The sequence below is a fragment of the Acinetobacter sp. YH16032 genome, assembly GCF_013417345.1.
Classification (GTDB): domain Bacteria; phylum Pseudomonadota; class Gammaproteobacteria; order Pseudomonadales; family Moraxellaceae; genus Acinetobacter.
In genome coordinates, this window is the sequence record NZ_VPEE01000027.1 from 1 (window position 1) to 12,893 (window position 12,893).

The window sequence follows — 12,893 nt, forward strand, 5'->3', positions numbered from 1 at the left end:
AAAATGTATATCGTTGGCAGAAGAAATTATTTAGACCAGTTATCAAAAACTTCATTGATGACTTTATTCTCGATAAAAATCATCTGCTACCACAGAGAATCTATAAATAATAGTGCGTAAGTCCTAAATACTAAAAAAATCAATTACAGATGAGAGTATTCATCATTATGATGAATTAGAGCGAGCCATCAATAGAATAAATAATGGGGGCTTATGATGAATGATAAAATTAATTTATATGAAAACGTTTTATAAAATTGAATGAATTAAGAAAATGTATTGATAATATTGGTGCTTCACTCATTTTGATACTATTCGAGCGCTTTAAATAAACAAATAAAAATAGGAAAATTAAAGGCTTAATCTGAGTTACCCTCAGTAGATCTCTGAAAGAGAAAACAATCAAATTGTTAATTTTAAAAAACTTTCTGACGAAGCTATTTATGTCCATTAGTTGCCGGCAAGTTTTACGATTGATTATTGATGAAGTTATCAAACATTATGAATTAAGTACTGAATCAAATAATTAAACGCATCTATTTAACATAATTGAGATTATACAAAATTATTGACTGTACTTTAATGGAAGAGGGAATCCCTTAAGCATTTGCTGTGCATGACATGCTAAAAGGTGTTTTCATACTGATTCGTTTATAACTAATGCCAGGTATAGGCTCCTTCGCAGGCAACATATCTCTTTTTTCGCAAATTTCCTTTATCTACTTAAGTGTGTCTTTCGAAGAACTAGATGGAATATATTCAAACGTATTGGAGCCAATTTTTTCTTGGATTAAATTTCTCAAATTCATTTCAATCAATATCTTTAATACGCTTAGTCAACAATACAGCCTGTTAATTTCTACATTTTATCAATGTGTTCTTGGAAGGCTTTGTCCTATAATGTTTTAAATTTTTTAGTATTTGCCTAGAGTTATTCTTTATGCGCGGTTTGTATTTAATCACCAACGATGATCCTATTGAACTTCTATTAGCAAAGCTTGAAGGAGCGATGGCAACTTATGAAGTTGCAGTACTTCAGTATCGTCGTAAAAACGTTGCGAAAGAAGATCAAGCTTATGAAATTGAATACATGAAGAATATGTGTAATCAATATAAGGTTCCTTTTGTCATCAATGATGATTTAGAGGCCGCAGTCAAATATGGCGTGGGTGTGCATCTTGGTCAAGATGATGGTTCAATCCATGAGGCTGTAGAACGATTGCCAAAAAATGTCTTAATTGGACGTAGTTGTAATAATTCTATTGAACTAGCTGAGCAAGCGATCGCAGACGGCGCAAATTATGTAGCATTTGGCGCAATTTATGCGACAGAAACCAAACCTGAAGCAGGCAATATTGGTTTAGAAACGTTAAAAGCTGCAAAAGCAAAACTAAATGTACCTATTTGCGCGATTGGTGGTTTGACGGTTGAAAATGGCGCTGAAGTGATTGCTGCTGGAGCAGATCTTTGTGCTGTCATTAGCGATGTATTGGGTCGTTCGATGTCAACCGTAGGTCAACGTGTTTATGATTGGTCAGAGCTGTTTGCTAAACAAGCTTAAATTTTTTACTTTTTTGAGTTGAGTGATTTTCATGAGTTTATCTCCTAAGCAAGAACAACTATTTAAACAAGCCAGCAAACATATTCCTGGTGGTGTGAATTCGCCAGTACGCGCTTTTAATGGTGTAGGCGGTACACCGGTATTTATTGAAAAAGCTCAAGGTGCCTACCTGTATGATGTAGATGGCAAACGCTATGTAGATTATGTGGGTTCATGGGGACCAATGATTTTAGGACATGCACACCCTGCGATTATTAAAGCTGTTCAAGACGCCGCTGTTGATGGTCTAAGTTTTGGTGCACCTACAGTGCATGAAACGACATTGGCAGATATTATCTGTGAAATTATGCCGTCGATTGAATTGGTACGTATGACCAACTCAGGGACAGAAGCAACAATGACTGCGATTCGTCTTGCACGTGGGTATACAGGTCGTGACAAGATTGTTAAGTTTGAGGGCTGTTACCATGGTCACTCAGACTCACTTTTAGTGAAAGCAGGTTCTGGTCTACTCACAAGTGGTGAAGGCGAGGCGACATCAGCGGGTGTTCCTGCTGATTTTGCAAAACATACTTTGACGCTTCCATACAATGATATTGCGACTTTAAGAGAATGCTTTGCTAAGTTTGGTTCCGAAATTGCGGGTGTTATTGTTGAACCTGTTGCAGGTAACATGAACTTGGTTAAACCAATTGATGGATTCTTGCAAGCCATTCGAGATGTGTGTGATGAGCATGGTTCAGTATTCATTATTGATGAAGTGATGACTGGATTCCGTGTGGGATTAGGTGGAGCTCAAGCACACTACGGCGTTACACCTGATTTAACTACGCTAGGTAAAATTATTGGTGCAGGTCTGCCTGTAGGTGCATTTGGTGGTAAGCGGGAGGTGATGGAATGTATTGCGCCTCTAGGTAAAGTTTACCAGGCAGGAACTTTGTCAGGTAACCCGCTGGCAATGAGAGCTGGGATTGAGATGTTTAAACATCTTCGTCAACCAGGTTTCTATGAAAATCTAACCGCACAGCTTGAAAAGTTATTGATTGGTTTACAGACTGCCGCTGATGAAGCAGGTATACCATTTAAGACTCAACAGGTTGGAGGTATGTTTGGATTGTATTTCACTGATCAAGAAGATATCACAAGCTTTGATTCAATGTTGAAATGCGATGTTGAAATGTTCCGTAAATTCTTCCATGGCATGTTGGATGAAGGTGTAAATTTAGCGCCTTCTGCTTTTGAAGCCGGTTTTATCTCAAGTGCGCATTCCGATGAGGATATTGCGTTCACTATTCAAGCAGCTAAGAATGTATTTGCGCGTTTAAAATAGAATTTTTTTGAAAATCTATTAACATAAGCCTACAGTGTAAATACTGTAGGCTTTTTTGCACGTATAAAATTCACGGACTTAAAATAGAAATGAAATTAAAACATTATTTAACTTTAGAAGACGCGGAGTTCTTACTGACGCGTGCGCAACAATATGCGATTGATAAAAAGTTGAATGTCAGTATTTCTGTTGTAGATGAAACTGGAAGTTTACTTGCAATGAAACGCATGGATGGTGCATCTCCGATGACTGCGAATTTGTCAGCTGAAAAAGCAAAATGTTCAGCTTTGAGCCACCACCCATCTCAAATTTTTGAAGAGCTGATCAAAGATGGGCAATTGGGTTTTCTGACTGTTCACTCATTGTCGGGAATGTTAGAAGGTGCGGAACCCATTATTTATCAAGGGCAATTGGTGGGAGCCGTGGGAGTTTCAGGTGCTAAATCTTTTGAAGATGCTGAAATTGCGCTGCATGCCATTGAAGTTTTCTTGGCTTTAGCTGATTAGAGTGGCAATGTCATATTTTTATACACCACCCAAAAAAATTGAACTCAGCGCGAGTTTGGCAAAGTGGTCCATTGAAGCTGAACAATGCGTCTTGGTGGTTTTTGGATTTCAACGTTTAGCTGAATATAGCAATGACCAACATCAAGAATTATTAATTCATTTAAATCGCTTAATTAAAAAAGCGCAGGCTTTAGATATTGAAGTGATTGAAATTGAAGAGCAGCAATCATTTTCTAAAGTAGCGCAGTTGGGTGAATTACTGGCAGAAAAAAAACAACTGATTGTGTCTGGCATGATCAATTCACCTATAAAGCAACTTTTACAGCATATCATTTCGATTACTCCTCAAATTTGTGTGGTGAACGATGCTGTTCATGTAGAAACGAAGAGCCAACATTTACAGTGGATTGAGAACTGTGTAGAACAAGGTATTCATCATATTAACACCTCTGCCATGATTCGAATGCTGGAATTGAGTGCGCCGTCCTCATTTATTCTTTCTGAAAAGGGTATATTGCTGTCTATTGCTGAATACCTCGAATTCGATATTTTAGAAATTGATCCATTTCAAGATTTAAGACGCTATGGCTTAGATTCGGTCGCAATGGTGAGTTTGATTGGCTTGTGGAGAGCCAATGGCGCACATATAGATTTTGAATCATTTGGGCAAAATTGCACACTTTCTCAATTGCTTCCTATCCTGAGAAAAGACTGCTAGATGTCAAAAATAAAACTTAATTCATTTGAATCGTTAGATTGATTTAATTTCTATCAGATATCGGAAAAATCATCACTGTTTGTCCATTTCAAGATTGTAATTTATCGCTAAGCTTTCTATTATTGCCGCCTTGTTTTCACGATCTGCTAGGAATAGAAATTTGAGTCATTTTCTTCAGGAACATCTCATTCATCGTGATCAAGATTTTATGGTGATTCACAAACCAGCTGGATTACTTTCTGTTCCGGGCAAAACGCCTGATCTTCAAGATTGCGTTATCAATCGTCTTCTTCAAGAAGAACCACGTACGCTTCTGATTCATCGTTTAGATCGTGATACATCAGGCTTATTGGTGTTTGGACTCAGTAAAACAGGTCAAAAATCGATCTCTCGCCAATTTCAAGAACGTGAAACGGATAAAACTTATCAAGCACTAGTCGTGGGATGTGTAAAAGGTCAAGGAACTGTAGATATTCCTGTGATTTACGACCCATCGCGTCCGCCATTGCATATCGTAGATGCGCATCACAATAAAGCAGCGTTAACGCATTGGGAAGCAGTTGAACAATTTCAAATTCAAGATCAGTGGGTGACACGCGTAAAATTAACGCCAATCACAGGTCGAGCACATCAACTTCGCGTTCACATGCAGCATTTAGGGCATCCCATCGTAGGGGATACTTTGTATGCAACACCAGCGCAACAAGCTTTGAAAGATCGACTCTGTTTGCATGCAGAGCAGTTAAGTTTCAATCATCCTGTTACCGGTGAACGACTGAACTTTCATTGTCCAGTGCCGTTCTAAATACACATTTTAAAATCAGCATACGAATATTTTTATGATCTGATCATGATGAAATTATGGTTATGATCAATTAAGTATATCGTTGCTAAATATTGCTCACTTTTTGGTGGGCTTTATGTCAAAATATATTGCTTATAGACGTTAAATTTTGCTCAAATCATCTCCTGTTTGAGCATAAGTTTTCAGTCCTAACTTGAGATAAGGTGGAAAAATTGCAGCAGTTTGCTATTGGTCAACGTTGGTTATCAGACACAGAGACAGAGTTAGGTTTAGGGGTTTTGATTGATGTAAATGAACGATCAATTAGTATCCTCTTTCCTAAAAGTGACGAAACCCGTGTCTATGCACGTAGTAACGCACCTTTATCTCGAATTGTGTTCAATGTGAATGATGAGCTTCAAGACCAAGAGGGCATCGTCTGGAAAGTCGAATCATTAGAAGAGCGTGGTGGCGTTATTCGTTACAACGTCATTCGTCAGTTACAAGATGGTACTGATGAACGTAAATCATTAAATGAAACTCGTGTTGGTGCGACGATTCAATTGTCTAAACCACTTGATCGTTTACTGGCAAGCCAAATTGATTATAAAGAATGGTATGACCTGCGTATTGAAGCATTACAAATGCAAGCTAATATGCAAAATAGTCCATTACGTGGCATGGTGGGGGCTCGTGTTGGATTGATTCCTCACCAATTTTATATCGCGCATGAAGTAGGTAAGCGCTTTGCTCCACGTGTCTTATTGGCGGATGAAGTTGGTCTAGGTAAAACTATTGAAGCAGGTTTAATCATACACCAGCAACTTAAAACAGGACGTTCTGAACGCATCCTCGTTTTAGTTCCTGATTCGCTGCAATATCAGTGGATGATTGAAATGCGTCGCCGTTTCAATTTGAATTTCTCGCTATTTGATTTAACGCGTACTGCTTCGATCAAAGAACATGATCCAGAATTGAATCCGTTCTTAACTGAACAGTGCATCATTGCGTCTGTTGATCTCATGATCGACCATGAAGATTTACGTGAGCAAGCGCTCGAAGCAGGTTTTGATTTGCTTGTGGTGGATGAAGCACATCATTTGATGTGGTCAGAAGAAGAAGGTGGTAATGACCGCTATGACCTTGTTGAAGAATTTGCTGAAAAAACTGCAGGCGTACTTTTACTGACTGCAACGCCTGAACAGTTAGGGGTCGAGTCTCATTTTGCCCGTTTACGTTTACTCGATCCGCAACGTTTTAGTTCGCTTGATCGTTTCTTAGATGAAGAGGAAAAATATCAGCAAACAGCTCAAATTGCAGAAGTGCTGATGTCGGATCAACCTCTTGAAGCTGATCATTTCCAAGCAATTGAGCAGTTACTGGGTCACAAGATTGAAGATGAGCCAGAACAGCGTTTCCGTGCAATTCATGAATTGTTAGATCGTCACGGTACGGGACGTGTACTATTCCGTAATACACGTGAAGCGATTCAAGGCTTCCCTGGTCGTGATTGTCAGCCTGCACCATTACCTGCGCCAGAAGGATGGTCGATGGATGGTAAACTTCGTGAACAAATGTGGCCAGAAGAAGCGCAATTGGACGGGGCTTGGATGGAAACTGATCCGCGTGTAACGTGGATTATGGAAATGCTCCGTACTCAGTTAAAGCATAAAAAAGTCTTACTCATTGCGCGTAGTGGGCCTGTAGTTGAAGCTTTAGAAAATGCATTACGTATCCATGCAGGGATCCGTACAGCAATGTTCCATGAAGGCATGAGTCTATTAGAGCGTGACCAAGCAGCTGCTTATTTTGCGGAAGATTCGTATGGTGCTCAGATTTTATTGTGTTCAGAAATTGGTTCAGAAGGTCGTAACTTCCAGTTTGCTTCAGATTTAATCCTATTTGATTTGCCAGCGAACCCTGATGTGCTTGAACAGCGTATCGGTCGACTTGATCGTATTGGTCAAGAAAACCGTATTCAGATTCATGTGCCATATTTAGTGGGCACTGCACAAGAGCGCATGTTCCGTTGGTACAATGAAGCATTAAATATTTTCAGCAATATTTCTCCAACTGCGCAAACCTTACAAGAGAACTTTATTGTTGATCTTAAAGATTGCTTGTTGGCTGATAAAGGTCAAGCGTTTGAAGATCTTCTTGAAGCTGTAAGTGTGCAACGTGAAGCCTTAGAGCAAGAGCTACAAGCAGGACGTGATCGTTTATTGGAATACAATTCTTGTCGTCCAATGGTTGCGCAAGAAATTGTGCAAGCACTTGAAGAGTATGATGATAATACGACTTTGCCAATGTTTATGAAACGCTTCATGGCATCAACCAATATTGATTTTGATGAGCAAAGTAATGGCACGGTGATTATCAAGCCTACTGATCAAATGCAAGTCCAAGGTCTGACTTTGGATGAGGAAGGCATGACCGTGACGTTCTATCGTGATCAGGCTCAGATCCGTGAAGATGCGCAATACATAACGCTTGAGCATCCTTTCACTGAAAGTGTCATGGAAATGATCAATACGCAATCGTTTGGTAGTACCAATGTGGCGTTATTGAAGTCTGCAGCTTTACCACAAGGTTCAGTTTTAGTTGAGGTGTGGTTCAAAGTGGATGTGATTGCACCGAAAGCATTGAACTTGCCAGCGAGTTTACCAACACAATTGATTCGTGTGTTATTAAGTGAAAAGGGCCAAGATTTATCAGCTAAAATTGCACCAGATATTTTGAAACCATACTTACATCATCTTGACGGTAATAGTTGTCGCCAAGTGGTGAAAGCACGTCGTGATGTCGTTGAACAACGTTATGCACAAGCTTTAGACATTGCAAAAGGTGCTTTGCCTGAATTAAAACAGCAAGCGAAAGAAATTTATAGCAATAAATGGCAATATGAAATTGATCGTTTAAGTTATTTGAAACAATTTAACCCAAGTATTCGCGAAGATGAAATTGCACGTTTGCAGAAGCTTCAAAAAGAAGGCTTAAGCCTTTTAGAAGGTTTAGCTGTAACGCCTGAAGCGATTCGAGTCTTGGTGGTGGTAAAGCCATAAAATAAAAAAAAGCACCCTAGGGTGCTTTTTTAGGACTGCAGAAATTGATTGAAGTCAGGTTTTCTTTTTTGTAAGAAAGCCATCACGGCTTCAATCATTTCAGGCGATGTTAAACGTTCTGCAACAACCTCAGCTTCCTGAACAATACAATTCTGAATTTGATCTTGCTCGGGTCGAATTTGTTTTTTAATAATTTTTAGCGTGGTCATTGGCAGTTGACTCATCTGTTGAGCCCGCTGTAAAGCTAATTGTTCAGGTTGCTCGCAAATCTGATTGATGATTCGACATTTTAGCGCCTCTTCCGCTGAAAATTTTCGACCTGTGAGCAATAATTCGGCAGCCATATGATAACCAGCCAACTCAGTGAAAAGAAGGCTGGTGCCACCTTCTACAGATAATCCCAAACTTACAAATGGAATTTGAAATTCTGTATCGGGGTGCGCGTATACCATGTCACAGTGAAATAGCATAGTGACGCCAACGCCTATAGTGCAGCCACGTACCGCAGCAATAATAGGTTTAGAAAATCTTGCGATCGCTTTTAGGAAGACAAATGGTGGTGTAGCATCAGCGGCTAAACCAACATATTTTTGAGCGGCAGACATAAAATCTTTCAGATCATTTCCTGCGGTAAAATCATGTTCGTTACCCTGTAAAATCACAACATTCACTTGTTGAGATTGATCTGCCGCATCCAATATTTTTGCAATGTCATTGTACATTTCCCCAGTTAAAGCATTTTTTTGCTCGGGGTGATCAATTTTGATGGTCAGGATTCTTTGCTCGATCGTGATATGAATAAAAGGGTTTAGTGGATCTAAATTTTTTAACATAGCGGCATTCCTTGTCGCAAATTAAAAAAGCTCAGTAGACACAATGGTATACTGAGCTTTTATTCGTGCCTTATTATTGGCATTAAAGTCGATTTAAAATTTGCTCAGCATCTGAATAATTCATGTATTTTGGTACGGCATAAATTCCATGGGCTTCAGTAAAAGCAGATTTAATCATCTCTGGGAAATCTTGCTTTTTTAAATTCGGAATCTCAGTATTGATTTTCAAATCTTTGAGTAATTGCTTTACGCTTTGAATGAATATATTTGCGGCTTGTTCATCCGAAGTGTGTGACGAGCTTAAACCAATTTTCTTCGCTGCTAGTGCTAAGCGTTTTTCTGATGCTTTACGATTAAATTCTAGAACATGAGGCAAGATAATGGCATTAGCGCGTCCGTGTGGGATTTGATATTGAGTCCCTAATTGATGCGCCAAAGCATGTACATAGCCAATTCCAGCACTATTCATTGCCAAACCAGCATAATGAGAACCGAGCGCCATTGCTTCACGTGCTGCAATATTCTGACCATCTTCAAATGCAGTTTTTAAATTTTCCATGATCAATTTCATGGCTGCACTGGCGTAATAATCTGATTGTTTGTTGGCGAATCCGCTTACCCACGATTCAATTGCATGAGTAAGGGCATCAATACCAGTGTCAGCAGTGATAGCAGGTGGCATGCCTTTCATGATGACGGGATCTAAAGCAGTTGCTAATGGAACGACTTTGGGATCAATAACTAAGCCTTTAATATGAGTTTTACTGTCTGAAATAACTGCGGCAATGGTAACTTCAGAACCTGTACCTGCGGTGGTTGGAATCACGAACAATGGATATGCAGGTTTACGGCTTTTTAAAATTCCAAAAAGTTGTTTAGGCGATTTATGGTTTGCGGCTGCGAGTGCTAATACTTTTGCTGTATCAATCGTCGAACCACCCCCTATACCCAATACGCTATCGCATCCGGTATTTTTAAACAGTGCTAGAGATTTTTCGACAATTTCACAAGTTGGATCAGGTTTTACATCAGAGAAAATAACAACTTCAATCCCATTGTGCTGTAATTGATCTTGAATGGGTTGTATGACACCTAATTTGACTAATACTGCATCAGTCACAATCATCACTTTTTTCATGCCGAGCTGAGCAATATTGCCACACAATTGCATTGATGAATCTTCACCTGCAAATACGAGAGGATGTGATACTGGAATTGCAAGGGTGAGGGCTTTGACAGCCATGAGTTGAGTTTTTGCACGTAAAATAGTGGCAATCTGAGCCATAATGATCAATCTCTATCCATGAGTTTGATTTAGTTATAGGATAATCATTGTCCAAGTACATTGGCGATAATCATCAACACATTGGTCTTAAATTACAATTTTATCAAAAATATAGCGCAATTAAACTGAGCAAAATAATGGTTGGATTTTGATCAGAATTCATGATAGAAAATAGAAAATAATTCGAAAATTTAAATCGTAAAGCTGTAGTTTTTACTCGGCAATCAGGAACTCAGGACGAGTTTAAAACGATTAAATCAGCTTTCGGTTATGAGTCATTATATAACAACAATGATGCGTTATTGGGAGTCATTTCACATGGAAGTAAATCAGCACAACAACCAATTTGAGTTTTTACCAACTCATATTCACTACTTAATGTATTGGGAAAATAAATCGCCAGACCAAGATTTCTTGGTTCAGCCTTTACCAAATGGTCAGGTGATTAAATACACCTGGGGAGAAGTGGCCAGTCAAGTCAAAAAAATGGCTGCTTATTTACAATCTCTGAATTTGCCAGGCCGCTCACAGATTGCAATTTTTGGTAAAAATAGTGCGCACTGGATCATGGCAGATCTTGCCATTTGGATGGCAGGGCACGTGTCGGTTCCCTTATATACGACTCTCAATGGTGAAGGCACCAAATATGTTCTAGATCATAGTGAAACTAAGGCTCTGTTTATCGGTAAGTTGGATGGCATTGGAGATAGTTGGAACGATGTAAAACAAATCATCCCGCAAGATATGCATTGTATTAAATTGCCATTGGCGCCTGACTATAATGCGCCGACATGGGATGAAATCACTGCAAAAACAGCACCAACCAGTGAGCCTTATTTTCCAAACGAGGATGAGCTTGCGACCATTATTTATACCTCGGGCAGTACAGGTCTACCTAAGGGCGTTATGCAAAGTTATAAGACCTTACTCTCACCTGCGAGTGAGCTGAAATCTACGTTTGGTGTTTCAGAAAAAGATCGTGCTTTATCTTATTTGCCGCTAGCTCATGTTGCAGAGCGTGTATTTATTCAATCATCGGTGATGATTTGTGGTTTTACCGTTTATTTTGCCAATTCATTAGATACATTTATTGAAGATCTTAATCGTGCAAAACCAACGATCTTCTTTTCTGTGCCACGTTTATGGACTAAATTTTATTTGGGGATTAATGAAAAAATTCCACTTAATGTACAAAACGTGTTGTTTAAAATCCCATTCTTGGGCAATAAGATTAAGCAAAAACTCTTGGCAAAATTGGGTTTGAATCATGTTCGTTATGCTTTAACGGGTTCTGCACCTTTACCCGTCGATATTATTAAATGGTATCGTAATTTGGGCTTAGAGTTGCTTGAAGTTTATGGAATGACAGAAAACTGTGGATACTCGCATATCACACGTATGGGTGAATATATGAGTGGATATGTCGGACATGTTCAAGCACGAGTAGACTGCAAGATTGATGAGAATGGTGAGATTTTAGTCAGAAGTCCAGGAACAATGTTGGGTTATTACAAGAACCCAGAAAAAACAGCTGAAGATTTGACTGAGGATGGTTATTTAAGAACAGGAGACATGGGTGAAATTGATGCGACTGGCCGTCTAAAAATTACTGGACGTGTAAAGGACATCTTTAAAACTCAGAAAGGTAAGTATGTGATGCCTGTACCAATTGAACAAAAGATTGGTAATAACCAAATGATTGAATCTGTCTGTGTTGGTGGTGCAAGCCATAAACAGCCGATCGCCTTTGTGATGTTGGCAGAAGAAATTCGCAATAAATTGCAACAAGATAATAAACGTGATGATATCGAAGCAAAATTAATTGAGTTGAAGAATGAAATTAATGAAAAGCTTGAGCCACATGAAAAAATTGCATTCTTTGTGGTCATTATGGATTTGTGGACGATGGATAACGATATGTTGACGCCGACTATGAAGATTAAGCGTAATAAAATTGAGGCGAAGTACGAAGCCCTTATTCCAACTTGGGTTGCTCAAAATAAAGAAGTTATTTGGGAAAAGTAATAAAAAAGCCCTTCAACTGAAGGGCTTTTTTTACACTCAGTATTTATTCTTTCAGATGACGTGCGCCTTCTAAAATCATTCGGATCATCGTCATCGTTTGTTCAGCTACAACTTTTCTTTCATCGTGTGGCATGTTGATTAATTTAGCACCCATAGTGAATACCAATTGAGTAATCGCTTTTGCAGCCAATTCTGGATGCTTGATTTTATGAGAGTTATTTTGCTCGAGACGAACAAGATCATCCATGAGTTCTTGCTGAAAGTAATTGAGCTGTTTTTCAACCGCCTCTTTATAAGAGGCAGAACCAGTATAACCTTCACGTAACAACAGGCTCAGATTACCTTCGTCAGCATCTAACTGTTCAATAAATACTTCAACTGAACTACGCACAATACTTGAATTGCGAACTGCTTTTAAGCGAGCTTGATGCAAGATTTGACGTAAAACAATACCTGAGCGATCAATCAATTCAATGGCAAGTTCGTCGATATCTTTAAAATGTCTATAAAAACTGTTTGGCGCAATTCCTGCTTCACGGGCAACTTCGCGCAAGCTTAAAGATGCGATGCTTTTTTGAGGTCCGATAAGGTTGAGAGCAGCTTGGAATAATTCTTCTTTCGTGATTGTGGCTTTTCTTCCGACTGTACGTGCAGTTGGATGCTCCAAAATGGATGCGGATTCACTGGCATGTAGAGGAGAAAGAGTAATCGTAGAGCTGCTCATAAATATCAGAAGTTTACAGTTAGAGTTGCATTATATCGCTCTGTGTCAGGATATGGAAATCAATA

10 protein-coding genes and 1 pseudogene are annotated in these 12,893 nt (G+C 39.0%); 8 read left to right on the forward strand and 3 right to left on the reverse strand.

The features are described from left to right. The 7 genes and pseudogenes from FTV32_RS12490 to rapA form a co-directional block, all read left to right on the forward strand. Nucleotides 1-110: pseudogene (locus tag FTV32_RS12490) on the forward strand (IS701 family transposase); the annotation flags it as partial. Nucleotides 111-940: 830 nt separating this feature from the next. Further along, nucleotides 941-1,561 carry a thiamine phosphate synthase gene (gene thiE, locus FTV32_RS12495; protein ID WP_180028825.1) on the forward strand — a complete coding sequence of 207 codons (621 nt, stop codon included), beginning with the start codon at nucleotides 941-943 and terminating at the stop codon, nucleotides 1,559-1,561. Nucleotides 1,562-1,592: 31 nt separating this feature from the next. Further along, complete coding sequence (gene hemL / locus FTV32_RS12500) at nucleotides 1,593-2,891, forward strand: glutamate-1-semialdehyde 2,1-aminomutase (protein ID WP_180028826.1); 1,299 nt, start codon at nucleotides 1,593-1,595, stop codon at nucleotides 2,889-2,891. An 89-nt stretch (nucleotides 2,892-2,980) separates the two neighbouring features. After that, nucleotides 2,981-3,397 (forward strand): heme-binding protein, encoded by a 417-nt coding sequence (locus tag FTV32_RS12505; RefSeq protein WP_180028827.1) that lies wholly within the window; start codon nucleotides 2,981-2,983, stop codon nucleotides 3,395-3,397. Between the two features lie 7 nt (nucleotides 3,398-3,404). Next, nucleotides 3,405-4,115 (forward strand): phosphopantetheine-binding protein, encoded by a 711-nt coding sequence (locus FTV32_RS12510; protein WP_180028828.1) that lies wholly within the window; start codon nucleotides 3,405-3,407, stop codon nucleotides 4,113-4,115. A gap of 160 nt (nucleotides 4,116-4,275) precedes the next feature. Next, entirely contained in the window at nucleotides 4,276-4,920 is a 645-nt protein-coding gene (locus tag FTV32_RS12515) for an RluA family pseudouridine synthase (RefSeq protein ID WP_180028829.1), read from the forward strand. Nucleotides 4,921-5,123: 203 nt separating this feature from the next. Next, a complete protein-coding gene (gene rapA, locus FTV32_RS12520) occupies nucleotides 5,124-7,961 on the forward strand; it encodes an RNA polymerase-associated protein RapA (RefSeq protein WP_180028830.1) in 2,838 nt (945 codons plus the stop codon). 29 nt (nucleotides 7,962-7,990) lie between these two features. On the opposite strand, the gene FTV32_RS12525 is transcribed toward rapA, so the two are convergent. Next, on the reverse strand, nucleotides 7,991-8,794 hold the full coding sequence (locus tag FTV32_RS12525) for an enoyl-CoA hydratase-related protein (RefSeq protein ID WP_180028831.1): 804 nt from the start codon (nucleotides 8,792-8,794) through the stop codon (nucleotides 7,991-7,993). Between the two features lie 82 nt (nucleotides 8,795-8,876). Further along, a complete protein-coding gene (locus FTV32_RS12530; protein ID WP_180028832.1) occupies nucleotides 8,877-10,079 on the reverse strand; it encodes an iron-containing alcohol dehydrogenase in 1,203 nt (400 codons plus the stop codon). 318 nt (nucleotides 10,080-10,397) lie between these two features. Here FTV32_RS12530 and FTV32_RS12535 point away from each other — a divergent pair, with 318 nt between their 5' ends. After that, the gene (locus tag FTV32_RS12535) at nucleotides 10,398-12,104 is read left to right on the forward strand and encodes an AMP-binding protein (RefSeq protein WP_180028833.1); all 1,707 of its coding nucleotides are present in this window, start codon (nucleotides 10,398-10,400) and stop codon (nucleotides 12,102-12,104) included. 43 nt (nucleotides 12,105-12,147) lie between these two features. On the opposite strand, the gene fabR is transcribed toward FTV32_RS12535, so the two are convergent. Next, complete coding sequence (fabR, locus tag FTV32_RS12540; RefSeq protein ID WP_092767102.1) at nucleotides 12,148-12,828, reverse strand: HTH-type transcriptional repressor FabR; 681 nt, start codon at nucleotides 12,826-12,828, stop codon at nucleotides 12,148-12,150. Between the last annotated feature and the right edge of the window lie 65 nt (nucleotides 12,829-12,893).

Coding starts and splice junctions, on each gene's coding strand:
- thiE (WP_180028825.1), top strand. CDS start 941: ATGCGCGGTTTGTATTTAATCACCAACGATGATCCTATTGAACTTCTA.
- hemL (WP_180028826.1), top strand. CDS start 1,593: ATGAGTTTATCTCCTAAGCAAGAACAACTATTTAAACAAGCCAGCAAA.
- FTV32_RS12505 (WP_180028827.1), top strand. CDS start 2,981: ATGAAATTAAAACATTATTTAACTTTAGAAGACGCGGAGTTCTTACTG.
- FTV32_RS12510 (WP_180028828.1), top strand. CDS start 3,405: ATGTCATATTTTTATACACCACCCAAAAAAATTGAACTCAGCGCGAGT.
- FTV32_RS12525 (WP_180028831.1), bottom strand. CDS start 8,794: ATGTTAAAAAATTTAGATCCACTAAACCCTTTTATTCATATCACGATC.
- FTV32_RS12530 (WP_180028832.1), bottom strand. CDS start 10,079: ATGGCTCAGATTGCCACTATTTTACGTGCAAAAACTCAACTCATGGCT.
- FTV32_RS12535 (WP_180028833.1), top strand. CDS start 10,398: ATGGAAGTAAATCAGCACAACAACCAATTTGAGTTTTTACCAACTCAT.
- fabR (WP_092767102.1), bottom strand. CDS start 12,828: ATGAGCAGCTCTACGATTACTCTTTCTCCTCTACATGCCAGTGAATCC.